We start from the raw sequence: 26,679 nt of genomic DNA on the forward strand, positions 1-26,679 counted from the left end.
CCTCAGCGCGGGAGCTTCACCACCGTGACGAAGAAGTCGTCGATCCGCTGGATGACGCTGATGAACTGGTCGAAGTCGACCGGCTTGGTGACGTACGCGTTGGCGTGCAGGTTGTAGCTGCGCAGGATGTCCTCGTCGGCCTCGGACGTGGTCAGCACGACCACGGGGAGGCGTCGCAGCCCGTCGTCGGACTTGATCTCCTCCAGCACCTCCCGGCCGTCCTTGCGCGGCAGGTTGAGGTCGAGCAGGACCAGGTCGGGACGCGGGACGTCCTCGTAGGGCGCCTCGCGCCGCAGGAAGGCCATCGCCTGCTCGCCGTCGTTGACCACGTGCAGGGTGTTCTTCACCTTGTTGTGCTCGAACGCCTCGGTGGTCAGCAGGACGTCGCCGGGGTCGTCCTCCACCAGCAGGACCTCGATCGGGCGAACCTCGTCAGTCATCGTCCTTCTCCTGGATAGCGGGGATGGTCCACAGGATCGTCGTGCCCGGGTCGTCCTCGTCGCCGGCGGCCTGGAGCCAGATCCGGCCGCCGTGGTACTCCACGATCTTCTTGCACAGCGCCAGCCCGATGCCGGTGCCGTCGTACTCGTCCCGGGGGTGCAGGCGCTGGAAGATCAGGAAGACCCGGTCGGCGTGGTGGGGCTCGATGCCGATGCCGTTGTCCCGGCAGGCGAACTCCCAGACGTCGCCGTCGCGGCGGGCGGTGACGCGGATGCGCGGCGGCTGGTCACCGCGGAACTTGATCGCGTTGCCGATCAGGTTCTGGAACAGCTGGACCAGCTGGGTACGGTCGCCCATCACCGTGGGCAGGTCGTCGACGACCACCTCGGCGCCGGTCTCCTCGCGCAGCGTGGACAGGTTGTCGAGCGCCCGGTCGGCGGCCGCGTCCAGCTCGACCTCGGTCTCGGGGCCGGACGAGCGGCCGACGCGGGAGAAGCCGAGCAGGTCGTTGATGAGGGCCTGCATCCGCTTGGCGCCGTCGACGGCGAACTCGATGTACTGGCGGCCGCGCTCGTCGAGCTGGTCGCCGTAGCGGCGCTCGATCATCTGGCAGAAGCTGGCGACCTTGCGCAGCGGCTCCTGGAGGTCGTGGCTGGCCACGTAGGCGAACTGCTCCAGCTCGGCGTTGGAGCGGCGCAGCTCGGCGGTCTGCTGGTCGAGCAGCACCCGGGCCTCGGAGCTGACGCGCCACTCGTCCAGGATGCGCCGGCGCATCGCGTCGACGATGGCGGCGAGTTCGACGATCTCGGCGGGCCCGCGGACGTCCAGCGGGTGGGCGAACTCCCCGTGGGCGACGGCGCGGACGCGGTCGGAGAGCCCCGCCACCGGGGCCAGGACGGTGCGGCGGATCAGCAGCGCGAGCGCCACGGCGACCAGCGCGACCAGCGCCAGCGAGGAGCCGATCGCCCAGTGGGTGATGGTGGCGCGCTCGCGCAGCTCGGCCGCCGCGCGCCCGTGGGCGCGGATCAGGGCGTCGCGCAGGGCGCCGAGGCTCGCGCGGGTCGCCGCCGACAGGTCGCGGGCGCCCGCTTCGGCGGCGGGGGCGAGGGCGCGGCCACCCGGTTCGGCGGCGACGGGGTCGGCGAAGTTCGCCCGCCAGCGCGCGGACCGCTCGGTGACCTGGTCGAGGTCGGCGATCACGGCCCGGCCCCCGGCGACGCCCGTCAGGAGCCGCCGCGCCCGCGCGGCCGAGGTCGTCTCGTCGGCGATCGCGGCGCGGTACTCGTCCCTGAACCGGGTCTCCCCCGTCAGGACGTAGTCGTGCAGCGCCCGCTCCTGGCGGTCGAGGGCGCCGCTGATGCGCATCTGCTGGAGCGTGGCTGGGACGAAGTGGCCGACCAGGGCCTCGCGCGCGTGGTGGTTCTGGACGAGCGCGGCCGCGCAATGGGCGGCGGCCGCGACCAGCAGGACCGTCAGCACGACCGCGCTGGTGCGGTAGATGCGGGTGAGCCGCCAGCGGCCGCCCCGGGCCGGGACGCGCACGTCCGGCAGAACAGACGGCGGGCCGCCGCGGACGACGCGCGCCTCGTCGGCGGCGGGCGGGGCGCTCACGAGCCGCTCCCGTGGGTCACCATCAGGACGGCCAGGTCGTCGGCCAGGACGTCGTCGTTGAGGCGCTCGGCCTCGTCGATCAGCGCGTCGACCAGCGCCTGCCCCCGGCGTCCGCCGCCGTGCGCGTCCTCGGCGAGCGCCAGCAGGCCGGGCAGGTCCAGCCGCTCGCTTCCCTTGCCGCAGAAGCCCTCGATCAGGCCGTCGGTGTAGAGCATCAGGGCCCATTCGTCCTCGAAGGCCAGGTCTGCGGCCGCCCAGCGCGCGCCGGGCAGCAGCCCGAGCGCGGGGCCGCAGGGGTCCTCGGGCATCGGGGTGACTCCGGAGCGGTCGAAGACCAGCGGCGGCGGGTGCCCGGCGCGCCAGACCCGCGCGCCGCGGCGATCGGGCGCGATGGCGCACATGCAGAGCGTGGTGAAGATCTCCTCGCTCCACCGCTCGTGGAGCAGGACGGTGTCGAGCGTCTCCAGGAGCGCCTGGCCGGTGCTCCCGGCCAGGATGAGCGTGCGCCAGGCCATGCGCAGCCGCACGCCCAGGGACGCCTCGTCGGCGCCGTGGCCGCTCACGTCGCCGATCACCAGGTGGACCGAGCCGTCGGCGGTCTGGACGGTGTCGTGGAAGTCGCCGCCGAGCAGGGCGCGGTGCCGTCCGGGCCGGTAGCGGGCGTGATGGCCCAGCGCCGGGTCGGCCAGCACCGGGATCGGCAGCAGGCCGCGCTCCAGCCGGGCGTTCTCGCGGCTCACCGCCCGCGCCTCGACCAGCTGCCGCTCGGACTCGTCGGCGCGCCGGCGCTCGATGGCGTACCGGATCGCGCGGCTGAGCAGCGCACCGTCCACGTCCTGCTTGACGAGGTAGTCCTGCGCACCGGCGGCGACGGCGGCCACGCCCACGTGCGCGTCGTCCAGGCCGGTGAGCACCAGCACGGCGGCGCGCGGGGCGGCGGCCAGCACCTCGCGGAGCGCCGCCAGGCCGTGCGCGTCGGGCAGGGACAGGTCGACCAGGATGCAGTGCGGGCCGGTCCTGGCGGCCTCCAGGGCGTCCCGGAGCGTCCGTACCAGGGAGATCTCGACGTCGGGCCCCGCGTCGAGCAGCAGCTCCTCCACCAGGAGCGCGTCGCCCGGGTCGTCCTCGACCAGCAGCAGGCGCAGGGGGCCGTCCCCGGCCAGCAACTGGTCGTTGCCGCGGTCGAAGGTCGCGGTCATGATCTCGGCTTCCTCGTCTCGGGGTCCCATTACTTGTCGTGGGGCAAATATTAGGACAAGTGGGCGGTCACCCGCGGTGACGATGTCGCGATCGCCGCTCGTTCCCTGCGTTTTCGCAGGTGGGAGTGGTCATCGGCATCAGGTCCGATTCGCGGGGTAGTGCGGAGCCACGGTATCCAGCACGTACTAGGAGGAGCGGATGAACCGGACCGTGGAGCCCGAGCCCCCATCGGCCTCCGACGGCCCCCCTTGCGGCACGGAGGTCAGCCCCGACGGCCGCCTGGTGGTGCGCCTTGCCGGCGATCTGGACATCGCCAGCGCCGACCAGGCGCACCAGCGGATCAGCGACGCCGTCGCCCGCTATGTGCCGACCGGCTCGCCGGTCGTGATCCTGGACATGACCGAGGTCGCGTTCTGCGACTCGATGGGCCTGCGCACGCTGATCATTGTCTGGAAGCAGCTGCGCGCGGCGGGCGGTCGCCTGGTGCTGGCGGCGCTGTCGCCGCCGTGCCGGCGCGTCCTGGAACGCACCGGGCTGAGCCAGCGCATCGAGATCCGGCCCAGCGTGGAGAGCGCGATGCGCTCAGGCGGGCTGCCGGGCGGCATGGGGGTACTGGGGTGAGCGGTCCTGGAAGGACAGGATCGCGGCGCTCTGGATGACGCCCTCGCGGATCTCGATGGCCCGCCGGACGATCTCGTCGGCGTCCCAGGCCCGCGGCCCGGCCAGGACCGTCCGCATGTGCGGCAGCATGGCCTCGCTGATCTCCCAGGTGGCCGAGTCCCAGAGGTAGGACGGGCTGTGGTCGACGCCGTAGTGGTGGACGTTGTCGCCCACCGTGTACATCGGGTCCTCGAACGAGGTGGGCCTGGCCCAGGCGAAGCCCATGCCCTCGTCGCACGACACGTCCACGACGAGCGTGCCGGGCGCGAGCGCCTTCAGCTCCTCGTCGGTGACGAACATCAGCGGCGCGGCGGTGTCCTGCAGCACGCAGTTGACGATGATGTCGTGTCCCGCCAGGAAGGCGGCGGTCGGCACGGGCCCCTCAGGCGTGAGCGTCCGCGTCCGGAACGGGTCGTCGGGGTCGCGGTCGAAGTGGACGATGCGGGCCGAGTGGATCGGTGACGCGACCGCGCTGACGCCCCGGTGCGTGAGGATGTGGACGTCGTGGACGCCGTGCGCGTTCAGCGCCGTGACCGCGCCCCGCGCCGTCGCGCCGAAGCTGATGACCGCGGCGCGCCTGCGGCGGCCGTAGACGCCGGTCGCGCCGGTGAGGGTCAGCGCGTGCAGAACCGAGCAGTATCCGGCCAGCTCGTTGTTCTTGTGGAAGACATGGAGCCCGAAACCGCCGTCGGACGACCAGTGGTTCATCGCCTCGAAGGCGATCAGCGTCAGCCGCCGGTCGACGGCGAGCTGGGTGATCTCGCGGTTCTGGACGCAGTGCGGCCATCCCCACAGGGTCTGGCCGGGGCGCAGCTCCTCCAGATCACGGGCCAGCGGCTTGAGCAGCAGGATGACGTCGCAGCGGGCGATGATCTGCTCGCGCGTCAGCACTCCGGCCACGTGCGGCGCCAGCTGCTCGTCCGGGACGCCGAACCGCTCGCCGTACCCGCTCTCGAGGTAGACGCGCGAACGCAGGTCGGGGTCGACCCGCTCGATGTGCGACGGGTGCAGCGGCAGCCGGTGCTCGTTCTCCTTCCCCGATCGCCCGAGGATGCCGAGGGTCAGCGGGGCGGGACCCGCGTCCGGCCTCAACGGGAAGCGCGCGCGACCGCGCCCGTATCGGATCCGGCGAGCGCCTCGGTCACCGAGGCGCGGACGGGGAGGCTGCGGTCGAGTCCGGTGACGCGCAGCACGGACGTGACCTGCGGGCCCGGGCTCGTCAGCAGCAGCACGATGCCCAGGGCGGCGGCGCGGCGGCGGGTGCCGATCAGCACGGCGAGGCCGGCCGCGTCGCAGAACGGCACCCCGGCCAGGTCGAGGATCAGCCGCCGGGTGCCGGGGCGCAGCGCGGCCACCAGGCCCTCCCGCAGGACGGGGGCGGTGGCGATGTCGAGCTCGCCGCGCAGCTTGACGATGGTGTGCTCGGTGCGCCGCAGGACGGTCAGCTCGATCCCGGCCCGGGTGGGCGGCGGGTCGGTATAGGTCATGGTCATGAGAATGCGATTCCGTTTCGTCGGAGGGGGCCCGAGGCCGGGTGTTCCCGGCCTCCAGGGCGAAGTCGTGCGCGCCGCGGGCGGGACGCGGTCAGCGGCGCTGCCAGAGATCCGCGGAGGGGCGTCGCGGCCGGCGTATCCAGGCCGGGCCGGCCAGGACCGTGAGCAGGAAGGCTCCCAGGACCATGGTCGCGGCGGCCAGGATCAGGGCGATCAGCGGCGAGGTCAGCGTCCAGGACACCGCGAGGACGATGAGCGCCGCGGCGGCGAGGGTGCCGGGCCAGGCTCGGCTCGCGCGGTAGGCCCGCACCGGGCGCTCGGTGCCGGCGGGGCTCTCGTCCGGGCGGACCATCGGCATGACATCCCCCTTCGGGGGTGAGCCGGTGCGGCGAGTCAGCCTCGGGGATGTCGTCGGTGCCGGATATTCGAAGTCTACACCGTCCGCTTCAGATATGACCAAATATCTGAAGTAGCCTCGATGGTGTGAGCCCTGACCCGTCGCCCGCCGTCCCGCCGCGGCCCGGTGCGCGCGCCGCCGCGCTGCCCGCCGCCGTCGCCGGGGTCCTCGCCGACTACGAGCGGTGTCTCGCCCTGCCGGGCGAGACGCTCAACGCCGGATCGATCCGTGTCTACCGGTCGCGGGTGCGGCAGTTCCTCGGGTGGCTCGCCGGTGCCATGGCCGACGGTTCGCTGGTCGGCGACCCGCTCACCGACCCCGGCGCCAGGGACGCCGCCGCCCGCGCCTACCGCACCCATCTGGAGACCGTCGCCGGGCGCAGGGCGGCCACGATCAACGCGCATCTGACCGCGATCGACGACCTGTACCGGCGCCGCGGTCTGGGCCCGGCCGCGATCCGGCGGGCCGCGCTGCCGCCGTCCGCGCCGCGCACCCTGGACGAGCACGAGCAGCTGCGGCTGCTGCGCGCCGCCGAGCGGGCGCCGCTGCGCGACCGGGCCATCGCCTTCACCGCCTTCTACGCGGGCACGCTCATCGGCGAGATCGCCGCGCTGGACACGGCCGACGTCCGGATCTCCGAGGGGGAGAGCCGGCTGACCGTCCGCAAGGGCGGCACCGGCAAGGCGCGGCAGGTCCCGCTCCATCCGAGGCTGCGGGCCGTCCTGGCCGACTGGCTGGACGAGCGCGCCACCCGCGGGGGCGCCGAGTCGAACCCGGCCCTGTTCCTCAACCGGCGGGGCGGGCGGCTGTCGGCCCGCTCCGCCTACACCGCGCTCCGGGCGGTGGCCGACGCGGCCGACCTCCCGGTCGGGCGGGACGGCGTCTTCACGCCGCGCGTCCTGCGCGACACCGCGGGCACGGTCATGGCGCGCCAGGGCACCGACATCGCCGTCGTCGCCGAGCTGCTCGGCCACTCTCTGGAGACCGCCCGCCGCTACAGCCGCCCCACCGACCAGGACCGCGAGAGGGCCATCGAGCGGCTGATCACCGACGACTGAGCCGCCGGTCTCACATGGGCTCGCTGATCCAGCGCCAGCCCTGGGACCCGTTCACCGCCCGGACGAGCTGGGCGCCGCTGGAGTCGGCGAGCTGGGCGACCGCGCGGATCAGCGCGCGGTGGAAGCCGTCCGGCGGAACCCGCGACGCGCCGCCCTCCAGCAGGGTCACGCTCACCCTGGACTCGTCGCGCAGCTGCGCGGTCATGCGACCGGTGTCGTCCACGCGGAGCATGACGATCGCGTCGGCGCGGACCAGGTCGCGGCCGTCCTCGGTCGCGATCCAGATGTCGGTCAGTGATCCGCTCATGCCCCTCAGCATGGCGGCCGGCGCCCGCCGCGTCCACAAAAGAGATCGGCCGGGCGAGTTCCGAGGTTTTCGTTATCGGCGCGACGGCGCGAGGTCTCCGGTGCGCATAGGGAACATTCACAGCATCTGGGAGCGAGCGCACGTGAGCACGAGACTGCAGAACGGGCCGTCCTCGAACAACGGGGGCCACCGGGGGCACAAGCCGCGCAGGGCCGCGCCGTGGGTCGTCGCGGCGGCCACCGGGGTGACGGTCGTGGGCGTGGCGGCCGCGGTGGCGGTGAGCGGGACGGGCCGGTCCGACCGTTCGGTCCCGGCCGGGGGCGGGTCGGGAGCGTCCTCTCCCCCGCCGGTCGCCGACGCCCCGCGCGGCGCCCCGCCGAAGTCCGGCGCGCCCCGGGTGGCGATCACACCGAAGAAGGCGGCCAAGAGCGAGGGCCGCAAGCCGGCCAAGCCCAAGGCGAAGCCGAAGCCGAGGCCCACGGCGACCCGTAAGAAGCCCGCCCCCTCGGCCGGGAGCGGTGTCGGGTCCGCCGCCCGGCAGGTCATCGCCCTGACCAACGCCGAGCGCGCCAAGCACGGGTGCCGCGCGGTGGTTTCGGAGGCCCGCCTCCAGCGGGCGGCGCAGCGCCACTCGGCCGACATGGTCGCGCGCCGGTTCTTCGACCACACCAACCCCGACGGCAAGGGGCCGGGCGAGCGGATCACGGCGGCCGGGTACCGCTGGTCGACCTACGGGGAGAACATCGCCGCCGGGCAGCGGACGCCCGCCGACGTCGTCCGGGCCTGGATGAACAGCCCCGGGCACCGCGCGAACATCCTCAACTGCTCGTTCAAGGAGATCGGCGTCGGCCTCAGCGGCGGGACGCCGCACTGGACGCAGAAGTTCGGCGCGCGCTGAGGACGGACGTCATCGGGGATCGGCGAGCTTCTGCGTCCACCACGGGCCGCCGGGGCGGAGGCTGATCCCCACGCCGATCTCGGACAGGCCGCAGTTCACGATGTTGTCGCGGTGGCCCGGGCTCTTCATCCAGGACGCCATCACCGCCGTCGAGGTCCGCGAGCCCTGGGCGATGTTCTCCGCCCAGGCCCTCCAGCGGTAGCCGGCGGCGGTGATGCGGTCGCCGGGGTTCCGGCCGTCCGCGCTCGCGTGGTCCAGCGTGCGGCGGGAGGCCATCTCCTCCGAATGCTTCTGCGCCGCCGCCGTGAGGCGGGCGTTCTCGCGCATCGGGCGGCACCCGCGCCGGGCCCGCTCGGTGTTGACCAGCCGGACGACCTGCTCCCGGAGGCCGCCGCCGCTCTTGGACGGCGCGGGCGAGAGCCACGCGGCGAACGCGCGCGACGAGGGCGGCGGAGCGGGCCGGGGCTTCTCGCGCGGTGACGGGAGCGCCGAGGTCTCAGGCGCCGCGATCGGGGGACGCGGCTCGTCGGACGGCCACAGGCCCCACACGGCGAGCCCCGCGAGGATGACCGCCGGGACCGCGACCAGGGCCGCGTTGCGGACGGCCGCCGACCGCACGGCCGCTACCGGGAGCAGCTCACGGGCGAGCTGAGGCGGGGGCGGGATCAGGACCAGGCCCGCCAGGAGCGACTCGGCCGGGACGAGCGCGCGCCGATGCTCGGAACAGGCGCGGCAGTCACGCGCGTGCCTCGCTATGCGCTTGCGCCACAGCGGGGCGGGCCGCCCGTCCCACCCGGCGGTCATCGCCGCGAGCGTGGGGCACTCGGGCTCGGCGGCGAGGGCCCGCACGACCACGCGGACGGCGTCGAGCTGTTCCTTCATGCGCTTGACCCTGACCGCGGCGTGCGCCGTGGTCAGGCCGAGCGCGGCGGCGAGCTCGGGGCGCGTCAGCTCACCGGCGACCTCCGACCACCACAGGGCCAGCAGCTCGCGGTCGGCGGGGTCGAGCCACCGGGTGGCCTCGGCGACCTCGCGGCGCTGCCCGGACAGGCCGAGCCGCGCGACGGCCACCTCGACGAAGTCGGCGGACGGGTCGGCGATCTCCCCGGCCGACTCCAGGTCGACGGTCGGGCGGCGGCGTCCGGCCGTCCAGCGGCGCCGCACCTGGTTCATCGCGATCGCCAGCAGCCAGGAGCGGAACCGGGACGGGTCGCGCAGGCCGCCGAGGCCCCGGAGCGCGCGCAGCACGGTGTCCTGCACCACGTCGTCGACGTCGGCGTGGCCGTCGAGCGCGCGGCCGACCACGTTGTAGACCAGCGGCAGGTAGTCCGAGATCAGCTGTTCCCTGGCGGCGGCGTCCCCGTCGCGCGCCCTGCGAACCAGGCGTTCCTCTCCGCCTTCCATGCGCACCCTTCCGTCGCGGGCCGAACCGTTCGGCTCCCCGGAGGGAGACCCGCGAACCCGTCCGGCATTACACCAAATTCCACACCATGACGCTCCGGCGGCGACCGGTCGCCCAGGGTCCTGCCCACGTCCCGCCATCGCGCAGGTCAGGGCGTACGGCACATTCGGCCCTCATCCGGACGCGATGAGGAACGCTCACCGCACCCGTGAGTTCTTCACGGCCGCGTCATGATGTTCGCTACTAGAAATGGCTCACAATGGCTGCAATCGTTTCGACGCAGAGGGAAGAGCCAACGGGAGGCAACGGGGATGGACAAGCGATACGAGCTTTATTGCCTCACCGATCGCTTCTTTTACGACTCCCCTCCCGTCGCCCTCGACACCGACTTCGCGATTTCGCACCAGGAGTTGCCGGAGAACTGGGAGAAGATTCGCGGCGACGAATGGATCGTGTACGTTCCCCCTGGCAGGCAGACTCCTGAACAGGGCTGGAAAGTGCATGCCTCCGGCAGCGTGGAAAGCGCCGAGAAGATCCTGGAACACTGCTGGGACTACTGCGTCTCCAAGGGCATCGAATTCAAGCACCTGCGCGGTCCGGGCGCGCTGCGGATGCGCAATGCAAAATATGCCCCCCGGGGCGCGAGCGGAAAACTCGTCACGATCTATCCGTCCGACGAGGGCGAGCTGGCGCTGATCCTCGCCGAGCTCGGCGCCCTCCTGGACGGGCTGCCCGGCCCCTACATCCTCAGCGATCTGCGCATCGGCGAGGGCCCCCTGTTCGTGCGCTACGGCGGGTTCGCCGAGCGCCGCTGCCTGGACGAACGCGGCGAGCTGGTCCCGGCGATCGAGAACGCCGACGGCGAGCTGGTCCCCGACAAGCGCGGCCCCGTCTTCGCGGTGCCGGAGTGGGCGAGCGTCCCGCCGTTCCTGCGCCCGCACATGGAGGCGCGCGGCGCCACGACGACCACCGAGCTGCCCTACCGCATCGAGAAGGCACTGCACTTCTCCAACGGCGGCGGCGTCTACTCGGGCACCGACCTGCGCAGCGGCGAGAAGGTCGTCCTGCGCGAGGCCCGCCCGTACGCCGGGCTGGCCGCCGACGGCGCGGACGCGGTCGTCCGGCTGGGCCGCGAGCACGAGACGCTGGTGCGGCTGGCGGGCGTCGAGGGCGTCCCGCAGGCGCGCGACCGGTTCACGCTCGGCGACCACCACTTCCTCGTCCAGGACTTCATCGAGGGCCGGACGCTCAACACCTTCTTCGCCGAGCGGCACCCGCTGCTGGACCCCGACCCGTCGCCGGAGAAGGTGGCGGGCTACACCGAGTGGGCCCTGAAGATCTACGCGGGCACCGAACGGGTGATCGACGAGCTGCACGCGCGCGGCGTGGTCTTCAACGACCTGCACATGTTCAACATCATGGTGCGCCCGGACGACTCGGTCGCGCTGATCGACTTCGAGGTGGCGGCGCCCGCCTCCGAGCGCGGCCGCCAGACGCTGGCCAACCCGGGCTTCCTGGCCCCGCCCGACCGGCGCGGCACCGAGGTCGACCGCTACGGCCTGGCCTGCCTGCGGCTGGCGCTGTTCGCCCCGATGACCACCCTGTTCATGCTCGACCGGGGCAAGTCACGCCATCTGGCCGAGCTGATCGCCGAGCACTTCCCGGTGCCCCGGGCCTTCCTCGACGAGGCGGTCGAGGAGATCACCCGGACCGAGACGGCGGCCCCGGTGCCGCCGCCCGCGATCGAGCCGGACCGGGAGGGCTGGAGCCGGGCGCGCGAGGCCACGACCCGCTCGATCCTGGCCAGTGCCACGCCCGGACGCGCCGACCGCCTCTACCCCGGCGACGTGGAGCAGTTCAACGGGGCCGCGCTGGGCATCGCCCACGGCGCCGCCGGGGTCCTGCTCGCCCTGGACGCGACCGGGGCCGGACGCCGGCCCGAGCACGAGGAGTGGCTGGCGCGCAAGGCGGTCAGCCCGTCGCGCGGCACCGGGCTCGGGCTCTACGACGGGCTCCAGGGCGTGGCGTACGTCCTGGCGCGTTTCGGCCGCACCGACGCCGCGCTCGCCGCGACCGAGCACTGCCTCAACGAGAAGTGGGAGCGGCTCGGCAGCGACCTGTACGGCGGCCTGCCCGGCTACGCGCTGGTCATGAGCGACCTGGCCGCGCTCACGGGCGAGACGACGCTGCGCGAGGCGGCCGGCCGGGCCGCGCAGATCGTGGCCGACCGCCCGGTCGCCGACGAGAGCCCCCGTCCCGGCCTGCTGTACGGCGGCGCGGGAACCGCGCTGATGTTCATCCGCCTGTACGAGCGCACCGGCGACAAGGCCCTGCTCGACCGCGCGGCCGCCGACCTGCGCCGCGACCTGCGCTCGTGCGTCAAGGACCACAACGGCGCCCTGCACGTCGACCAGGGGCACCGGGTGCTTCCGTACCTGGGACGCGGCAGCGTCGGCATCGGCCTGGTCATCGACGACTACCTCCGGCACCGGCCCGACGAGGAGTTCCTCGCCGCCCGGGACGCCATCCGCGTCGCGGCCATGTCGCACTACTACGCGCAGCCCGGGCTCTTCAACGGGCGCGCCGGAATGCTGCTCTACCTGAGCCGCCACGACCGGGACGACCCGTGGGTCGCGCGGCACGTCCGGGCCCTGGCCTGGCACGCGCTGCACCACGGCGGCGGCCTCGCCTTCCCCGGCGAGCACCTGTACCGGCTCTCCATGGACCTGGGCACCGGGACGGCGGGCGTGCTGCTCGCCCTCGGCGCGGCCCTGCACGACCGTCCGGTCGGACTGCCGTTCCTCGGAACGGCCCACGAGCCCGCCGCGGAGACCTCCGCGGTGGTCACCTCTATCCAGCCCGAGAGGGGGTAAAACTCACATGGCTCTTCTCGACCTTCAGGGAATGACCAGCGAAAACGCCACGGGCGGCAACAGCAGCCTCAGCCTGTTCTGCCACAGCTCGTACAGCGTCACCATCTGCCTGTAAGGGCACTGACCGCCTCTAGCGGGCATTGACTGTCTCTAGCGGCACACAGGCGGCCATGGCCCCTCCCCCGGAGGGCCATGGCCGTCGTGTTTACCGGATCGGAAGGTGGGGAGTTGGGCGCTGATCGGCTGCTGGGACGGACCGCGGCCCGGGGCGGGGCGTGGAGTCTGGTCCTGGCCGTCGCGACGCTGGCGGACGCCGTCGCGGTGACGGTGCTGCCGCTCTTCCTGGCGCGGGCGATCGACGGGGTGCTCGACGGGTCCGTGTCCGCCGCCGTGTGGGGATGCGCGGCCCTGGTGGTCGTCTCCGCGGTGGCCGATGTCCTGGTGCAGCTCGCGGCGGGGTCGGGCACGGCGCGGGCGACCGCGTGGCTCCGGCGCACGCTGGTGCGGCACATCCTGGCCGTGGGGCCCCATCCGCGCGTCCAGGCGGGCGACCTGGCCAGCCGGGTGGTGGGCGGCGCGGGCGAGGCGGGGGTCGCGCCCGCGGCGGCGACCCAGGCGGTGGCGGCGCTGGTGCCGCCCGCCGGTGCGCTGGTCATCCTCGCGCTGCTGGACTGGCGGCTCGCGCTCACCATCGTGGTCGCGCTCCCGGCGATCGCCTTCCTGATGCACGTCTTCGTCCGCGACATCTCCGCGACGGCGCGGCGCTACCTCGACGTCCAGGGCGTCATCGCCGGACGGCTGGCCGAGGCGCTGCGCGGGTCGCGGACGATCGCGGCCGCCGGCACCGCCGAGCGCGAGGTCGGGCGCGTCCTGGCCCCGCTGCCCGAGCTGAGCGCCGAGGGCCACGCGATGTGGCGCACCCAGGGCGCGGTCGCGGCGCGCGGGCTGCTCGCCCTGACCCTGCTCCAGGTGGCCGTGGTCGGCGCGGCGGGCGTGGAGCTCATGGCCGGTCGGATCTCCCCGGGCGAGCTGGTCGCGGCCATCCAGTACGCCGGTCTCGCCGCGGGGTTCGGGCCGGTCGTGACGCATCTGCTGCGGCTGGGGCGGGCCCGGGCCGGGGCCGCACGCGCGGCCGAGGTGCTCGCGCTGCCCGCCCCCGTCTATGGCGACGCCATGCTGCCGTCCGGGCCGGGACGGCTGGAGTTCCGGCGGGTCGCGGCGGGCGACGGGGTCCTGGACGGCGTCGACCTCGTGCTGCCGGGCGGCGAGGCCGTCGCCGTGGTGGGACGCTCGGGCTCGGGCAAGTCGCTGCTGGCCGCGCTGGCCGGGCGGCTGACCGACCCCGATCGCGGCGAGATCCTCCTGGACGGCGTGCCCCTCCCCCGGCTCGGCCGGGCCGAGCTGCGCGGCGCCGTCGGCTACGCCTTCGCCCGTCCGGCCCTGTTCGGGGAGACGGTGATGGACGCGATCGCGTTCCCGGACGGCACCGCCACGGAAGGACGGGTGCGGGAGGCCGCCACCGTCGCGTGCGCCGACCGCTTCGTCGACCGGCTGCCCGAGGGCTTCGGGACCCGGCTGGCCGAGGCGCCGATGTCCGGCGGGGAGCTCCAGCGCCTGGGCCTGGCGCGGGCCTTCGCGCATCCCGGGCGGCTGCTGGTGCTCGACGACGCGACCTCCAGCCTGGACACCGCCACCGAACTCCAGATCAGCCAGGCCCTGCTCGGCCCGCTGGGCGACCGGACCCGGCTGGTGGTCGCCCACCGCGCCACCACGGCCGCCCGCGCCGACCGGGTCGTCTGGCTGGACGGCGGACGGATCCGCGCGTGCGACCGCCACGCGGTCCTGTGGCGCGACCCCGACTACCGCGCCGTGTTCGGAGCCGACGGGCCATGACGACGCGGAGGGACGCGCTGGGCCTGCTGGGGCGGACGTTCGCCCGCACGGCGCGCTCGAACCCCCGGGCGATGACGGCGCTGGCCCTGTGGTCCCTGGTGGAGGCGGTGCCGACGCTGCTGCTCGGGCTCGGCGTCGGACGGACCGTGGACGCGTTCCGCGCCGACGACCCCCGGGAGGCCGCCGGGTGGATCGGCATGCTGGTGGCGGCGGCCGTGGTCGGCGCCGTGGGCAGCCACAGGCTGTACGGCCCGCTGGCCGCCATCGTCGAGCCGTTCCGCGACGACCTGGTCAGGCGGGTGACGCGCGGCGCCCTGCTCCGGTCGGTCGGCGGCCGCCCCGACACCGGCGCGGTGGCCCGTCTCACCCACCAGGTCGAGATCGTCCGCGACACGTTCGGCGGGATGCTGGTCGTCGTGCGCGGGTTCGTGTTCGCCACCGCCGGGGCGCTGGCGGGTCTGTTCGCGCTGATGCCCGAGATCACGCTGCTGGTCGTGCCGCCGCTGCTGCTGGCGCTGGCGCTGTTCGGGGCCGTGTTCGGCGCCGCCGCCGCCCGCCAGCGCGAGCTTGTGGTCGGCGAGGAGGAGATCGCCGAGCGGACGACGGCCCTGGCCGAGGGCCTGCGCGACGTGACGGCCTGCGGCGGCGAGGAGCGCCTGGGCGAGGAGCTGGGCCGCGCGGTCGAGGCGCAGGCGGCGGCCGGGCGCGCGGTGGCGCGGATGACGGCCGCGCAGTCGCTCACCACGGCGATCGGCGGCTGGGTGCCGCCGCTGCTCATCCTGGCGGCCACGCCCTGGCTGGTCCGGCGCGGCGCCACCCCCGGGACGATCATCGGCGCTCTCACCTACGTGCTGCACGGGCTCCAGGGGGCGTTGCAGACGCTCGTCCTGGGCATGGGCGGCAGCGGCCTGCGCCTGGCGGTCACGCTGGGCCGGATCATGGAGACCGGCTCGGCCGCACCGCCGCCGACCGCGCCGGAGCGGGACGGCGCGCCGAGCGCCGCGCCGGACATCGAGCTGCGGGGGGTCACCTTCGCCTACGGGCCGCACGCGCGGCCGGTCGTCCAGGATCTCGACCTGACGATCCCGGCGGGCGACCATCTGGCCGTGGTGGGGCCGAGCGGCATCGGCAAGTCGACGCTCGCCGCCCTGATCGCGGGGCTGCTGGTTCCGGACGCCGGGGTCGTCCGCGTGGGCGGGCGGCCGCCCGGCGACCCGGCGTCGCGGGTGCTCATCCCGCAGGAGGCGTACGTCTTCACCGGGAGCCTGCACGAGAACGTCGCCTACCTGGCGCCGGAGGCGAGCGACCTCGCCGTCGTCCGGGCGGGCGACGCCGTCGGGCTGGGCGCGCTGGCGGCGCGGCTCGGCGGCTACGGCGGCCGGGTCGACCCCGATGCCCTGTCGGCCGGCGAACGCCAGCTCATCGCGCTGTGCCGGGCCTATCTCTCGCCCGCGCCGATCGTCGTGCTCGACGAGGCCGGCTGCCATCTGGACCCGGCCGCCGAGGCCCGGGCGGAACGGGCGTTCGCCCGCCGCCCGGGCACCCTGGTCGTCATCGCGCACCGGATGAGCTCGGCCCTGAGAGCGCGGCGCGTCCTGGCTCTGGACGGCACCCGCGCGTACCTCGGCGGGCACGAGCGGCTGTCGCGGGAGTCCGCGCTCTACCGGGACCTGATCGGGCACTGGACCACGACGGCCTCAGAGCCACCCCGCGTTCTCGGCGATCCGGATGGCGTGGACCCGGTTACGCGCGCCGACCTTGCGGTTGATGCGGGAGAGGTGGTTGCGGACGGTGCCGATCGTCAGCACGAGGGTCTCGGCGATCTGCGCCGCCGAGGCGCCCTGTGAGGCCAGCGCCAGCACCTCCAGTTCGCGGTCGGTCAACGGGTTCTGGGCCGCGCCGAGCTCGGTGAACGCCAGGTCGGGGTCGACGAACCGTTTGCCCTTGGCCAACCGCCTGATCGCGGCCACCAGGCCGTCCGGTGAGGTGTTCTTCATGACGAGCCCGGCGGCGGGGGCGGTGACGGCCCGGCGCAGATCCCCCGGCCTGCGGCGGGCCGCCATGAGCAGCGTCCGGCAGTCGGGCGACGACTCGTGCAGCGCCCGCGCCGCCGCGAAACCGCCCGTTTCGGGAAGGTCGACGTCGATCAGCGCGACCCGCGGCCTGAAGGCCAGGGCGACCGAGCCGATCCGTTCCCCCGAACCGATCGAGGCGACCACCTCGAGATCGTGCAGCCCGCCGAGGAACGCGACGAGCCCGCTTCGCAAAAGGGGGGCCTCCTCGGCGATCAGTATGCGAATCATTTCTGGTCTCCCATGGCCCGCCACCCAAACGGACCGAGACTCGGCCGATAGGACATCTCCTTTGCTCGTCACTGGCACGGGGCGGTGGGCGGCTGAGCCGCCCGATCGCGTGTTGGGGCAGATCATCCATGCCGTCTCCCTTGACGGGCCGGGGACGAGGGGCGCACACGTAGTGAAGTCAACACTTTTCTTCACGTCAACCAACGAGAAGGACAAATTTATACGGCCTGGTACGAGAAAAAGTGGGTCAGCGCAGGCAGGAACGATGCAACCGAACAGCTTCGAACGTTCCGGAAAAGGCAAGGTCAGCCGCTATACCGAATGGCGTTCAGATAAGGGCGAACGGGAAATTGCGGACACTCTTGCCGGAGCGTTACCGCGTGGCCAACTCAGGCCGAGGGCGGCGTTTCGGGGCGCATCACGCCGTAGGCGATCAGCGCGCCAGCCAGCGCAGCACTTCGCGCAGGAAGCGGGCCCGGCCCCGGGCGGGGCGGTCGAGGTGGGCGAAATGGGTGGCGGCGGGGAGAGTGACCGCGCGGACGTCGGCGGCGCGGGTCAGCTCGGCGCGCAGGCCGTCGAGGTCGCCGGGACGGCTCCAGAAGTCCAGCTCAGAGCGGAGCACGAGGGTTCTGGCCCGGACGTCGCGGGCGTCCCAGAGCTTGCGGCCGGTGGCCAGGTAGAAGCTGTCGGACAGGGCGCCCGTCGGCGCGCGGAAGCTCGGCGGCCGCCGCTCGCACGAGGTCGGGTCGCTGCCGAGCGCGGCGGCGACATAGGCGGCGGCCACCTCGGGGTCGCGCCAGCGGGTCTTGTCCTCGACGGGGATGGTGTCGTCCCAGCTCGGGAGCAGGGACGCGCCGGTGCTGAGCCGGTAGGAGCCGAAGGCCGCCGCGTTGAACTCGCCGGGGCGCGCGGGGTCCTCGTACTGGCTGCCGCGTCCCAGCGTCGGGTGTCCGTCCAGCGCCCCGTAAAGGCTGTTGTAGAGGACCAGGTGGCTGACGGTGCGCGGTGACCGCGTGGCGTACCAGCCGAACCAGTGCGCGCCCGTCGCCCAGCCGACCAGGGCGACGGACTCGGCCCGCGTGCGGTGCCGGACGGCCCGGACGACGGCGGCGATGTCGCGGACGACCTCGGCGCCGGTCGCCAGCGGGCGGCCCGTCGGGGACGGACGGGACGAGGCGCCGTAGCCGCGGGCGTCCATGATGTGGACGCGGTGCCCGGCCGCCGCCAGGTCGGCGGCGAGCGATCCGCCCTCGACGGGAAGGTCGAAGCTCGCGGCACCCGGGACGCGCGCGCCATGGAGCAGTACCACGGGCGGAAGGCGGCGCTCGAAGGCACCGGTGTGCCATACCTCGCGCACGGCGACGCGGATGCCGGGGTCGCCGTGGACGTGCCATCGGGCGCGTTCGATCCGGCCGCGCCCGCCGGGCGCGAGGGGAAGCGCTCCGAGACCCGCGCCCAGCCGGAGGACGTGACGGCGCGTCGTCATGGGTGGACCTCCAGCTCGGCGATCTGTGCTCCCCAGCGTCGCCGACGGAGCCCCGATGATCCATCAGGATCGATATGAACCCTCTGGACGATATGTTTCGCATATCGATGAAACGGAGACTCGCCGATGGAGCTTCGCCATCTCCGGTGCGCCGTCGCGGTGGCCGACGCGCTGCATTTCGGACGGGCCGCCCGGTCGCTGGGGATCGCGCAGCCGCCGCTGAGCCAGCAGATCAGGGCGCTGGAGGACGAGCTCGGCGTCCGGCTGTTCGAGCGCAGCTCGCGCCGGGTGGCGCTGACCTCGGCCGGGGAGGCGTTCGTCGCCGAGGCGCGCGGCGTGCTCGCCGGGGCCGACCGCGCCACGCGGGCCGCGCGGATGGCCGGGCGGGGCGACACCGGGCGCCTGGTGGTCGGGCTGGTCGGCTCGGCGGCGCACGCCGTCCTGCCGGGCCTGATGCGGGCCTTCCGGGCCCGCCACCCGGACGTCGAGGTGACGCTGCGGGAGATGCCGACCGCCGCCCAGGCCGCGGCGCTGCTGGCGGGCGACCTGGACGCCGGGCTGCTGCGGCCGCCCCTGGCGGGTGAGGCCTCGCACCGGCTCGACGTGCACGCCTTCGGGGACGAGCCGCTCGTCGCGGTCGTCCCGGCGGGGCACCGGCTGGCGGCGCGCCCCCGCATCCCCGTCCGGGAACTGGCGCGGGAGCCGTTCGTGATGTTCCCCCGCGCCGCCGGTCCCGGCCTCTACGACCAGATCGCCGCTCTGTGCAGGCGCGGGGGGTTCGTCCTTTCGCCCGCGCAGGAGGCGGTGCAGATGCAGACGATCGTCGGGATGGTCGCGACCGGGCTGTGGATCTCGATCGTGCCGTCCTCGGTCGCGCGGACGGCACGTCCCGACGTGGCGTTCGTGCCGGTCGCCCCGCACGCCGTCACCGCGGGGCCCGCGCTGGCGTGGCGCCGCGACGACCCGTCCCCGGTCGTGGCCAACCTGGTGAAGACCGCGCGTGCTCTTTAGGCCCGGCGTCGTTCAGGCGACGACCTTGGCGACGAAGGCGTCCAGGTTGGCCACGGTGCGGGCGATCTGCTCGTCCAGCGTGAGCGACTCCTGGAGACGCGCGCCGGGGCTCGCCTGCTTCTTGCCCCGCACATAGAGCGAGCAGGACAGGTCGGTGCAGAAGTACCCGCCGACCGAGTCGCCCTGCTGTCCCTTGGCGCCGGTCCGGCGCGCGGTCATCAGGGAGACGCCTCCCGTATGGGTGGTCAGGCAGAGCGAGCACATGCTGCGGCGTCCCGTCCCCGCGTGGGGGGCGGCCAGCCGGAGCGCGATGCCCAGCGGCCCGTCGCCGGACTCGGTGACCAGGTAGGTCCGGCCGGGCGCGGCCGGGTCGCGCCAGCCGAGGAAGTCGAGGTCGTCCCACGGCTTCTCGGCCAGGTCGCGGGGGACGGCCAGGCGCTTGGCCTCGCCCTTGGTGCAGTTGACGAATGACGCGCGGATCTCGCGCTCGGTGAGCGGCTCCATGGTCGGCAAGCTATCCTTCCTAGAGGTATTAGGCAAAAGCTTAATGCCTTTAGGCAAACGGAAGGGGATCCATGGCCCGCGCGGGACTGACGGCCGAACGCCTGACCCGGGCCGCGGCGGAGCTCGCCGACGAGGTCGGTTTCGAGAACGTGACCGTCTCGGCTCTCGCCCGCGGGTTCGGGGTGAAGGACGCGAGCCTGTACTCGCACGTCAAGAACGTCCACGACCTGAAGTGCCGGGTCGCGACGCTGGCCCTGACCGAGCTGGCCGACCAGGTCGCCGCCGCGCTGGCCGGCCGCGCGGGCAGGGACGCGCTGGTCGCCTTCGCGAGCGCCTACAGGACCTACGCCAACGCGCACCCGGGACGGTACGCGGCGACGATGTTCAAGCTCGACCCCGAAGCGGCGGCGACCGGCGCGGCGGGCCGCCACGCGGAGATGACCCGGGCGATCCTGCGCGGCTACGCGCTGTCCGAGCCCGACGAGACCGACGCGCTCCGGCTGCTGCACAGCACGTTCCACGGCTTCGTCAGCCTGGAGCAGGCGGTCGGCGCCCAGCAGCCGCGCGACCTGGACGCCTCGTGGCATCGGATCCTCGACGCGCTCGACGCCGCGCTCAAGAACTGGCCCGCGCCCCGGTGAGGAGAACGTGGCGGCCGGGTCGCTGCCGAGCGGCCGTCCACCCGATCCTGGCCCGGCTCGAAAAGGCGGGCTGGGTGGCCAACCGCTGGCAGGCCCACAGCGCGGGCGCGCTGCTCCTCCCCCGCGACGAGCGGGCCTCCTGGGTCGCGCCGCCTGGACCTCGCTGGCCCCGCTCGTCGGCTGGACGATCTACGAGACGGCCGAGGACGGCCTCGTCCTGGCGATCAGGAAACGGAGGTGAGCCGCTTGCTCCGGGACGTCGTGGCCAGGTTGGCGGCGAGTCCGGCCAGGCTCACGGCGGCGGCGGCCAGGCCCAGCCGTCCGGGCGTCAGCCGATCCTGGAGGAGGCCGCCCAGGCCGCCTCCCAGGGCGACGCCGACATAGATCGCGGAGTTGTTCAGGCCGAGCAGCAGCGCCGAGGCGCTCGGGGCCCGGGCGACCAGGCGGCTCTGCTGCGGGACGACCGGCAGCGACACGCAGACGCCCCACAGCACGGCCCAGGCGACCGCGACCGGCATCGCCTTGACGGTCAGCGGGCTGAGGGCCAGGAGCACGGCCGCCGCGGCCAGGCCCGCCGTGACGACGCGCTCGGGCGGGTGGCGGTCGGACAGGCGCCCGGCCAGCGCGTTGCCGGCCATGTTCCCCACGCCCCAGGCCAGCAGGACGACGGTCAGCCGGGTGGTGGACCCGCCGGTCGCCTGGCCCACGGCGGGGCTGATGTAGGTGTAGAGGACGTGGGTGCCCGCCAGGGTCATGACGGTGACGGCGAGCATGCCGAAGACCCACGGCTCGCGCAGCGGGGCCAGGCGGGCGCGCAGCGAGTCGACCGGCAGCGAGATCTCGGGCAGGACGGCGGCGGCACCGGCCATCGCCACGACGCCGAGCCCGGCGACGGCCCACAGGGTCAGCCGCCAGTCCGCACCGCCGATCAGGGTGCCGGCGGGCAGCCCGAACGCGATGGCCAGCGTGAGCCCTCCCATCACGAAGGCCAGGGCCCGGCCCCGGCGCTCCGGCGGCGCGATGGCGGCGGCCGCGCTGAACGCGGCGGCGCCGATGAGGCCGGCCCCGCCCGCAGTGACGATCCGGGCGAGCATGACGGCCGGGTAGGACGGGCCGAGCGCCGTGGCGGCGTTGCCCACGACGAAGATCGCGAGCCCGAGCAGCAGGGCGGAGCGGCGGCTCATGGCGCTGGTCATCGCCCCGAGGACGGGCGCCGAGACGGCGAAGGCGAGCGCGAAGGCGGTGACCAGCTGCCCGGCGGCGGGGACCCCGACATCGAGGTCGTCCGCGATCTGCGGAAGGAGCCCGGCGATGATGAAGCCGTCGGTGCCCACGGCGAACAGGGCCGCCGCCAACGGCAGCAACTGCGTTGTCAGGTTCTTCATTCGCCCGAGGGTGGGTCCCGCCGCTTTCCAGCCGCTTTCCACGTTCTGTCGGGCGGTAGCCTGATCGCGTGCGGTTCGGGGTGCTCGGTCCACTGGCGGTGTCCGGGGACGACGGCACGCCGGTCGCGGTGCCGCGCGCCGACGTGCGCGCGCTGCTGGCCGTCCTGGTGGTGCACGAGGGCTTCCCGGTACCGGTCGAGCGGCTGATCGCCGACCTGTGGCCGGAGACGGTCCCCGCCAACCCCGCCAACGCCCTGCAGATCCGGGTGTCCCGGCTCCGCCGGGCGCTGGAGGCCGCCGGTCCCGGCGGGCGCGGGCTGGTCGAGCACGGGTCGTCCGCCTACCGGCTGCGCGTCCGCGCCGACGCCGTCGACACCGCGCGCTTCCGTGCCCTGCTCGACCGCGCCCGCGCCACCGGTGACCCGTGGACGCGCAAGGGGTTGCTGTCCGACGCGCTCGCGCTGTGGCGCGGCCCCGCCCTGGCCGGGTTCGAGGGCGAGCCGTTCGCCCGTCCGGTGGCCGAGCGGCTGGGCCAGCAGCGACTCGACGCGGTGCAGGCGCTCGCCGAGGCGCGGCTCGACCTGGGTGAGCACGACGCGCTGGCCGCCGATCTGGCCGGATGGGTGCGCGAGCACCCCGAGCGCGAGCGCCTCAGGGCCGCCATGATGCGCGCCCTGTACCGGTCCGGGCGGCAGGGCGAGGCCCTGGCCGCCTACGACGAGTACCGCCGCGACCTCGCCGACGGCCAGGGGCTCGACCCCGGCGTGGAACTCGTCCGGCTCCAGCGGGCGATTCTGGCGCGCGACCCCGCGCTGGACGCGCCGCCCGCTCCCCGGCGCGGCGGGCTCCCCGTCCCGGTCACCGCGCTGGTCGGGCGGGACGAGGCCGTCGAGGACGTGCTGGCGTGCCTGGACACCGCGCGGCTGGTCACGCTCACCGGCCCCGGCGGCGTCGGCAAGACCCGGCTCGGCCTGGCCGCCGCCGCGCGCCTGGAGGACGCCTGCCCCGACGGGGTCTGGCTGGTCGAGCTGGCCGGGCTGAGCGGGGGCGACGCCGTGGCCGAGGCGGTCATGGCGGTGCTCGGCATCCGGGAGAACGCGATGCTCGGGCCGGTGCCGTCCGGCGAGCCGATGAGCCATGCCGACCGGCTGGCCGCGTTCCTGCGCGGCAAGGAGCTTCTGCTCCTGCTCGACAACTGCGAGCACGTCGCGGCGCCGGTGGCCGAGCTGGTCGCCGCGCTGCTGGCGTCGGCGCCGGGCCTGCGGGTGCTGGCGACCGGCCGGGAGCCGCTGGGCGTGCCGGGAGAGGTGCTGCGTCCCGTCCCGCCGCTGGAGGCGCCCGCTCCCGGCGCGGACGCCGGCCGGGTGCGGGAGGCGAGCGCCGTCCGGCTGTTCTGCGCCCGCGCGTCCGACGCCGATCCGGGGTTCGTCCTGGACGCCTCGAACGCGCAGGCGGTGGCCGACCTGGTCCGCGGGCTGGACGGGCTCCCGCTGGCCCTGGAACTGGCCGCCGCGAAGGTGCGGGCCCTCGGGGTGCGCGAGCTGGCGGCGCGCCTGCCCGACCGGCTCGCGCTGCTCGCGGCCGGGAACCGCGGCGCTCCGGCCAGGCAGCGCACGCTGGGCGCCGTGCTCGACTGGAGCTGGGACCTGCTGACCGAGCCCGAGCGGATCGTGCTGCGCCGCCTGGCGGTGCTGGACGGCGGCCCGCTGGCGGCGGTCGAGGCGGTCTGCTCCGGCGGGCCCGTCCCGCCGTCGCGGGTCGCGGCCGTGCTGGCGCGGCTGGTCGACCGTTCGATGGTCACCGTCACCGGCGACCGGCGGTACCGGTTGCTGGAGACCGTCGGCGTCTACGCGCGGGCGCGGCTCGACGAGGCCGGCGAGCTGGAGTCCGTGCGCGACCGCCACCACCGGCATCACCTGGCGCTCGCCGAGAACGGCGCGCCGGAGCTGTTCGGCCCCGGCCAGGCCGACCGGCTCGCCCGGCTCGACGCCGAGCACCGCAACCTGCACTGCGCGCTGGAGCACGCGATCCGGCGGGGGGACGCCGCGTCCGCGCTGCGTCTGGTGGACGCGCTGGCGTGGTCGTTCCTGCTGCGCGGGCGCGTCCGCCAGGCGGCCAGGTGGGCGGGCCTGGCCCTGGCCGTCCCCGGCTCGGCCCCGTCCGGCCTCCGGGCCCGGGTGCTGTGCTGGGAGGCGGGCATCGCGGCGCTGCTGGACATCGAGCAGGACGCGGCGGCCCGCGCCCGCGCCGCGCTGGCGGCCTTCGAAGGCGCCGAGGACCCGCACGGGCTGGCCATGGCACGCTGGTTCCTGGCCTACGTGCTGCTCCACGCGGGCGACCTGGACACCAGCGAGAAGCTGGCGGCGGACGCGTCCGCCGGGTTCGAGGCGCTCGGGCACCGCTGGGGCCTGGCCGTGACGACCGGCCTGCGGGCCAACCACGCACTCACCCGAGGCGACCTGGCGACGGCGGCCGACGCGTCCGGCCGGGCGGTCGCGCTCTTCCGCGCCCTCGGCGACCGGGGCGGCGAGCTGCTCACCGTCTATCCCCGGGCCGCGCTGGCCGAGATCCGGGGCGACCACCGTGAGGCCGAGCGCCTGCACCGCGAGGGCCTGGCCCTGGCCGAGGGCCTGGGCATGTGGGCCGAGGCCGCCGACCGGCTCTGCGGGCTCGGCCGGGTCGCGATGCTGCGCGGCGACCTCGGCGCGGCGCGCGAGCTGCACGAGCGGGGACGGCGGCTGGCCGCCGAGCACGGGTTCAAGCCCGGCGAGGTCTACGCGGCCATCGGCCTGGGCCAGACCGCCCGCCTCGCCGGTGACCTCGACGCGGCCGCCGGGCACCTGCGCACCGCCGCGGACTGGTACCGCAGGACGGGCCGCGCCCCCGGCCACGCCACGGTCCTGACCGAGCTCGGCCTGCTCGCCGAGCGGCGCGGCGACGCCCGCGAAGCGGCCGGGTACCACCGCCGCGCGCTCGCCCTCGCCCGGCGTCTGGGCGACCCGCGCGCGGAGGCCGCCGCCCTCGACGGGCTCGCCGCGGCGGGCGCTCCGGCCACCGGCCCCTGACACAGCGGGACGGGCCGTCCCCGCGAGGGAACGGCCCGTCCGGCGGTGGGGGCCGGGGGTGATCAGAAGTCGATCGACCAGCCGGTGAGGGTGCCGGTGTCGTAGCGGTGGGCGTCCTTGACCTGGAGCTTCCAGGTGCCGTTGGCGTTCTCGCCGGAGGCGTTCACGCTGTAGGTCTTGTGGATGCCGCCGGACTCGCCGACGCCGCCCGCCGCCTTCAGGGTGAAGACGGCGCCGCTCGGGCCGACGAGGTCGATCGAGAGGTCACGGGTGAAGGTGTGGTCGACGTCGACCTTGACGGGCAGCGTGCCCGAGGCGCGGCCGTCGCACCTGTCCTGCGTGATCGCGCTGCCGACGGCCGCCCCCGCGTCGGGGACGGCCACGTCCTCGTCGTTGGCCTTGGTCCCGCAGGTCGGGGTGCCGCCGCCGGTGATGAAGCCCGACCACAGGAGCTTGTTCGGGGACCCGCTGCCCGGGCTGGTCACCAGGTTCGGGGTGGCGTTGTCGACGATCTCGTCGCGGACCTTCTGCGGTGTCGCGCCAGCGTTGGCGTGCAGGTACATCGCCGCGACCCCGGCGACGTGCGGCGAGGCCATCGAGGTGCCGCTCATGGTGCCGTAGCCGCCGTTGAGCGTGGACGAGTGGATGTTGCCACCGGGGGCGAACAGGTCGAGGCAGGTGCCGTAGTTGCCGCTGCGGCCGCCGCCCTGGTTGATCCAGCCGACCGTGATCGCCTCGGGGACCCGGGCCGGGCTGACGCCGCAGGCGTCGACGCCGTTGTTGCCCGCCGCGACCGCCAGGACGAAGCCCTTGGCCACCAGGGCCTTGGCCTGCTCGTCGCCGACGCCGACGTTGTCCATGGTCATGCTCATGTTGACCACGCCGGGCGTGGCGCCGTTCTTGGCCACCCACTCCATCGCGCTCACAGCGGCCGAGTCGGGCGCCGAGCCGTTGCAGCCCAGGGCGCGCACCGCGACGATCTTGGCCTTCTTGGCGACGCCGACGGTCTTGCCCGCGATCGTCCCGGAGACGTGCGTGCCGTGCCCGTGGCAGTCGGCGGCGTCGGCGTCGTTGTCGACGTAGTCGTAGCCGGAGGAGGCGCGTCCCTCGAACTCGGCGTGGCCCTTCTCGACCCCGGTGTCGATCACGTAGGCGGTGACGCTGTCGGCGGTGTTGGGGTAGACGTACTTCTTGTCGAGGCTGGTGGTCTTCTGGTCGATCTGGTCCAGCCCCCACGACGGCGGGTTGGGCTGCTCGCCCGCGACGCGGGCCGTGCCGTCCTCCCAGACGCCCCGCACGGCCGGGTCGGCCGCCAGGCGGCGCGCCTGGAGGTCGGTCATGTCCTTCACCGAGAACCCGTTGAAGGTGACCGAGTAGACGGTGATGAGCGCGCCGCCGTAGCTGCCCAGAAGCTCGGCGGCCTTGCCGGCGGCGGCCTTGGGGGCGTCACCCTCCAGTGCGACGATGTACTGCCCCGCGACGTGCTGCTTCGCCTGGTGGACCGGGCCCAGCGGCTCGGCCGCCGTGGCGGGGCCCGCGCCCAGCAGCGCCGCGCCGGTCACGAGGGCGGCCGCGGCGGAAACGAACGTCGTCCTGCGCATGTGATGTTCTCCGTCTCCCTGCACCGGGAACATGGGGAGCATCCCGGAGGAGCGGCCTCAGGTGGGGTGGGGAACGGACGGCCGCCCGGCGATCACCATCCGTCACGACCGGGTCGCAAACAACCGTGGGAATGCCCCGTAGGGGATACGGGATTTATGTTCGTGATTTGCGGAATCCTTGGATTCGACCTGCCCGGCGGCGGGTCATGCCGTCCGCTCGGCGCCGCCGATCCTGGGGAAGGGCGTGGTGGAGAAGATCACTTCCACCGGCACCTCGAAATGCTCGGCGATCCGGAGCGCCAGGTGGAGGCTCGGACTGTACTCGCCCCTCTCCAGATACCCGATCGTCTGGTAGTGGACACCGAGCGCGGCCGCGAGCTCGCGGCGCGAGATGCCGCGCTCGGCCCGCAGCATCGCGATGCGGTTGTGGATGGTCTCACTCATCGCGGC

The 26,679-nt window shown here is 74.3% G+C and carries 23 protein-coding genes and 1 pseudogene; 10 read left to right on the forward strand and 14 right to left on the reverse strand.

Annotation, left to right across the window (positions count from 1 at the left end; translation table 11 throughout):
• Positions 1–2: 2 nt before the first annotated feature.
• The 3 genes from ACQPY4_RS24610 to ACQPY4_RS24620 are packed head-to-tail and all read right to left on the reverse strand — an operon-like array spanning position 3 to position 3,251.
• A complete protein-coding gene (locus ACQPY4_RS24610; RefSeq protein WP_433324449.1) occupies positions 3–440 on the reverse strand; it encodes a response regulator in 438 nt (145 codons plus the stop codon).
• Entirely contained in the window at positions 433–2,052 is a 1,620-nt protein-coding gene (locus ACQPY4_RS24615; protein WP_433324451.1) for a sensor histidine kinase, read from the reverse strand. Before ACQPY4_RS24615 ends, ACQPY4_RS24610 begins: the two co-directional genes overlap by 8 nt.
• Entirely contained in the window at positions 2,049–3,251 is a 1,203-nt protein-coding gene (locus ACQPY4_RS24620) for a PP2C family protein-serine/threonine phosphatase (protein WP_433324453.1), read from the reverse strand. Before ACQPY4_RS24620 ends, ACQPY4_RS24615 begins: the two co-directional genes overlap by 4 nt.
• Before the next feature lie 199 nt (positions 3,252–3,450).
• Between ACQPY4_RS24620 and ACQPY4_RS24625 the strand changes: the two genes are divergently transcribed.
• The gene (locus ACQPY4_RS24625) at positions 3,451–3,873 is read left to right on the forward strand and encodes an STAS domain-containing protein (protein ID WP_433324455.1); all 423 of its coding nucleotides are present in this window, start codon (positions 3,451–3,453) and stop codon (positions 3,871–3,873) included.
• Here ACQPY4_RS24625 and ACQPY4_RS24630 read toward each other — a convergent pair.
• The 3 genes from ACQPY4_RS24630 to ACQPY4_RS24640 all read right to left on the reverse strand — a co-directional run bounded on the left by ACQPY4_RS24630 (position 3,835) and on the right by ACQPY4_RS24640 (position 5,763).
• Positions 3,835–5,004, reverse strand: coding sequence for a N(5)-(carboxyethyl)ornithine synthase (locus tag ACQPY4_RS24630; protein ID WP_433324457.1), 1,170 nt, complete (start codon positions 5,002–5,004; stop codon positions 3,835–3,837). The genes ACQPY4_RS24625 and ACQPY4_RS24630 overlap by 39 nt on opposite strands.
• Positions 5,001–5,399, reverse strand: coding sequence for an STAS domain-containing protein (locus tag ACQPY4_RS24635; RefSeq protein ID WP_433324459.1), 399 nt, complete (start codon positions 5,397–5,399; stop codon positions 5,001–5,003). The genes ACQPY4_RS24630 and ACQPY4_RS24635 overlap by 4 nt, the downstream gene beginning before the upstream one ends.
• 97 nt (positions 5,400–5,496) lie before the next feature.
• Positions 5,497–5,763 (reverse strand): hypothetical protein, encoded by a 267-nt coding sequence (locus ACQPY4_RS24640; protein ID WP_433324461.1) that lies wholly within the window; start codon positions 5,761–5,763, stop codon positions 5,497–5,499.
• Between the two features lie 125 nt (positions 5,764–5,888).
• Here ACQPY4_RS24640 and ACQPY4_RS24645 point away from each other — a divergent pair, with 125 nt between their 5' ends.
• On the forward strand, positions 5,889–6,860 hold the full coding sequence (locus ACQPY4_RS24645) for a tyrosine-type recombinase/integrase (RefSeq protein WP_433324463.1): 972 nt from the start codon (positions 5,889–5,891) through the stop codon (positions 6,858–6,860).
• Positions 6,861–6,870: 10 nt separating this feature from the next.
• On the opposite strand, the gene ACQPY4_RS24650 is transcribed toward ACQPY4_RS24645, so the two are convergent.
• The gene (locus ACQPY4_RS24650; RefSeq protein ID WP_433324465.1) at positions 6,871–7,167 is read right to left on the reverse strand and encodes a hypothetical protein; all 297 of its coding nucleotides are present in this window, start codon (positions 7,165–7,167) and stop codon (positions 6,871–6,873) included.
• A gap of 142 nt (positions 7,168–7,309) precedes the next feature.
• Here ACQPY4_RS24650 and ACQPY4_RS24655 point away from each other — a divergent pair, with 142 nt between their 5' ends.
• Positions 7,310–8,065: a CAP domain-containing protein gene (locus ACQPY4_RS24655; protein WP_433324467.1), complete on the forward strand. Its 756-nt coding sequence runs from the start codon at positions 7,310–7,312 to the stop codon at positions 8,063–8,065.
• 9 nt (positions 8,066–8,074) lie between these two features.
• Here the strand turns inward: ACQPY4_RS24655 and ACQPY4_RS24660 are convergent, their stop codons facing one another.
• On the reverse strand, positions 8,075–9,469 hold the full coding sequence (locus tag ACQPY4_RS24660) for a sigma-70 family RNA polymerase sigma factor (RefSeq protein ID WP_433324469.1): 1,395 nt from the start codon (positions 9,467–9,469) through the stop codon (positions 8,075–8,077).
• 309 nt (positions 9,470–9,778) lie between these two features.
• On the opposite strand from ACQPY4_RS24660, the gene lanKC reads away from it, so the two are divergent.
• From lanKC to ACQPY4_RS24680, 4 genes and pseudogenes are all read left to right on the forward strand, one after another.
• Positions 9,779–12,340: a class III lanthionine synthetase LanKC gene (gene lanKC, locus ACQPY4_RS24665; RefSeq protein ID WP_433324471.1), complete on the forward strand. Its 2,562-nt coding sequence runs from the start codon at positions 9,779–9,781 to the stop codon at positions 12,338–12,340.
• A 31-nt stretch (positions 12,341–12,371) separates the two neighbouring features.
• Complete coding sequence (locus ACQPY4_RS24670; RefSeq protein ID WP_433339010.1) at positions 12,372–12,455, forward strand: hypothetical protein; 84 nt, start codon at positions 12,372–12,374, stop codon at positions 12,453–12,455.
• A 113-nt stretch (positions 12,456–12,568) separates the two neighbouring features.
• Entirely contained in the window at positions 12,569–14,233 is a 1,665-nt protein-coding gene (locus tag ACQPY4_RS24675; protein WP_433324473.1) for an ABC transporter ATP-binding protein, read from the forward strand.
• Between the two features lie 938 nt (positions 14,234–15,171).
• Positions 15,172–15,651 (forward strand): annotated as a pseudogene (locus ACQPY4_RS24680) (ATP-binding cassette domain-containing protein); the annotation flags it as partial.
• A 279-nt stretch (positions 15,652–15,930) separates the two neighbouring features.
• On the opposite strand, the gene ACQPY4_RS24685 reads toward ACQPY4_RS24680, so the two are convergent.
• Together ACQPY4_RS24685 and ACQPY4_RS24690 are read right to left on the reverse strand one after the other, a co-directional pair.
• Complete coding sequence (locus ACQPY4_RS24685) at positions 15,931–16,536, reverse strand: response regulator transcription factor (RefSeq protein WP_433324475.1); 606 nt, start codon at positions 16,534–16,536, stop codon at positions 15,931–15,933.
• A 433-nt stretch (positions 16,537–16,969) separates the two neighbouring features.
• A complete protein-coding gene (locus ACQPY4_RS24690) occupies positions 16,970–18,022 on the reverse strand; it encodes an alpha/beta hydrolase (RefSeq protein ID WP_433324477.1) in 1,053 nt (350 codons plus the stop codon).
• A gap of 126 nt (positions 18,023–18,148) precedes the next feature.
• On the opposite strand from ACQPY4_RS24690, the gene ACQPY4_RS24695 reads away from it, so the two are divergent.
• Positions 18,149–19,033, forward strand: coding sequence for a LysR family transcriptional regulator (locus ACQPY4_RS24695; RefSeq protein ID WP_433324479.1), 885 nt, complete (start codon positions 18,149–18,151; stop codon positions 19,031–19,033).
• A 12-nt stretch (positions 19,034–19,045) separates the two neighbouring features.
• Here the strand turns inward: ACQPY4_RS24695 and ACQPY4_RS24700 are convergent, their stop codons facing one another.
• A complete protein-coding gene (locus ACQPY4_RS24700; protein WP_433324481.1) occupies positions 19,046–19,537 on the reverse strand; it encodes an FBP domain-containing protein in 492 nt (163 codons plus the stop codon).
• Positions 19,538–19,608: 71 nt separating this feature from the next.
• Between ACQPY4_RS24700 and ACQPY4_RS24705 the strand changes: the two genes are divergently transcribed.
• Positions 19,609–20,178, forward strand: a complete 570-nt coding sequence (locus tag ACQPY4_RS24705) for a TetR/AcrR family transcriptional regulator (RefSeq protein WP_433324483.1) — start codon at positions 19,609–19,611, stop codon at positions 20,176–20,178.
• Between the two features lie 224 nt (positions 20,179–20,402).
• Here ACQPY4_RS24705 and ACQPY4_RS24710 read toward each other — a convergent pair whose 3' ends face one another.
• Complete coding sequence (locus tag ACQPY4_RS24710) at positions 20,403–21,563, reverse strand: MFS transporter (RefSeq protein WP_433324485.1); 1,161 nt, start codon at positions 21,561–21,563, stop codon at positions 20,403–20,405.
• Positions 21,564–21,631: 68 nt separating this feature from the next.
• Here ACQPY4_RS24710 and ACQPY4_RS24715 point away from each other — a divergent pair, with 68 nt between their 5' ends.
• Positions 21,632–24,628: a BTAD domain-containing putative transcriptional regulator gene (locus ACQPY4_RS24715; RefSeq protein ID WP_433324487.1), complete on the forward strand. Its 2,997-nt coding sequence runs from the start codon at positions 21,632–21,634 to the stop codon at positions 24,626–24,628.
• A gap of 62 nt (positions 24,629–24,690) precedes the next feature.
• Here ACQPY4_RS24715 and ACQPY4_RS24720 read toward each other — a convergent pair whose 3' ends face one another.
• Together ACQPY4_RS24720 and ACQPY4_RS24725 are read right to left on the reverse strand one after the other, a co-directional pair.
• The gene (locus ACQPY4_RS24720) at positions 24,691–26,229 is read right to left on the reverse strand and encodes a S8 family serine peptidase (protein ID WP_433324489.1); all 1,539 of its coding nucleotides are present in this window, start codon (positions 26,227–26,229) and stop codon (positions 24,691–24,693) included.
• Positions 26,230–26,433: 204 nt separating this feature from the next.
• Positions 26,434–26,673: a helix-turn-helix transcriptional regulator gene (locus tag ACQPY4_RS24725; RefSeq protein WP_433324491.1), complete on the reverse strand. Its 240-nt coding sequence runs from the start codon at positions 26,671–26,673 to the stop codon at positions 26,434–26,436.
• Positions 26,674–26,679: the final 6 nt, after the last annotated feature.

Source organism: Spirillospora sp. CA-294931 (genome assembly GCF_050946795.1).
GTDB lineage: Bacteria > Actinomycetota > Actinomycetes > Streptosporangiales > Streptosporangiaceae > Spirillospora.

Excerpts from the sequence above, each read along its gene's own strand:
- ACQPY4_RS24710 (WP_433324485.1), bottom strand. The coding sequence starts at position 21,563 with ATGAAGAACCTGACAACGCAGTTGCTGCCGTTGGCGGCGGCCCTGTTC.
- ACQPY4_RS24690 (WP_433324477.1), bottom strand. The coding sequence starts at position 18,022 with ATGACGACGCGCCGTCACGTCCTCCGGCTGGGCGCGGGTCTCGGAGCG.
- ACQPY4_RS24685 (WP_433324475.1), bottom strand. The coding sequence starts at position 16,536 with ATGATTCGCATACTGATCGCCGAGGAGGCCCCCCTTTTGCGAAGCGGG.
- ACQPY4_RS24640 (WP_433324461.1), bottom strand. The coding sequence starts at position 5,763 with ATGCCGATGGTCCGCCCGGACGAGAGCCCCGCCGGCACCGAGCGCCCG.
- ACQPY4_RS24705 (WP_433324483.1), top strand. The coding sequence starts at position 19,609 with ATGGCCCGCGCGGGACTGACGGCCGAACGCCTGACCCGGGCCGCGGCG.
- ACQPY4_RS24725 (WP_433324491.1), bottom strand. The coding sequence starts at position 26,673 with ATGAGTGAGACCATCCACAACCGCATCGCGATGCTGCGGGCCGAGCGC.
- ACQPY4_RS24650 (WP_433324465.1), bottom strand. The coding sequence starts at position 7,167 with ATGAGCGGATCACTGACCGACATCTGGATCGCGACCGAGGACGGCCGC.
- ACQPY4_RS24700 (WP_433324481.1), bottom strand. The coding sequence starts at position 19,537 with ATGGAGCCGCTCACCGAGCGCGAGATCCGCGCGTCATTCGTCAACTGC.
- ACQPY4_RS24625 (WP_433324455.1), top strand. The coding sequence starts at position 3,451 with ATGAACCGGACCGTGGAGCCCGAGCCCCCATCGGCCTCCGACGGCCCC.
- ACQPY4_RS24610 (WP_433324449.1), bottom strand. The coding sequence starts at position 440 with ATGACTGACGAGGTTCGCCCGATCGAGGTCCTGCTGGTGGAGGACGAC.
- ACQPY4_RS24720 (WP_433324489.1), bottom strand. The coding sequence starts at position 26,229 with ATGCGCAGGACGACGTTCGTTTCCGCCGCGGCCGCCCTCGTGACCGGC.
- ACQPY4_RS24620 (WP_433324453.1), bottom strand. The coding sequence starts at position 3,251 with ATGACCGCGACCTTCGACCGCGGCAACGACCAGTTGCTGGCCGGGGAC.
- lanKC (WP_433324471.1), top strand. The coding sequence starts at position 9,779 with ATGGACAAGCGATACGAGCTTTATTGCCTCACCGATCGCTTCTTTTAC.
- ACQPY4_RS24635 (WP_433324459.1), bottom strand. The coding sequence starts at position 5,399 with ATGACCTATACCGACCCGCCGCCCACCCGGGCCGGGATCGAGCTGACC.
- ACQPY4_RS24695 (WP_433324479.1), top strand. The coding sequence starts at position 18,149 with ATGGAGCTTCGCCATCTCCGGTGCGCCGTCGCGGTGGCCGACGCGCTG.
- ACQPY4_RS24670 (WP_433339010.1), top strand. The coding sequence starts at position 12,372 with ATGACCAGCGAAAACGCCACGGGCGGCAACAGCAGCCTCAGCCTGTTC.
- ACQPY4_RS24660 (WP_433324469.1), bottom strand. The coding sequence starts at position 9,469 with ATGGAAGGCGGAGAGGAACGCCTGGTTCGCAGGGCGCGCGACGGGGAC.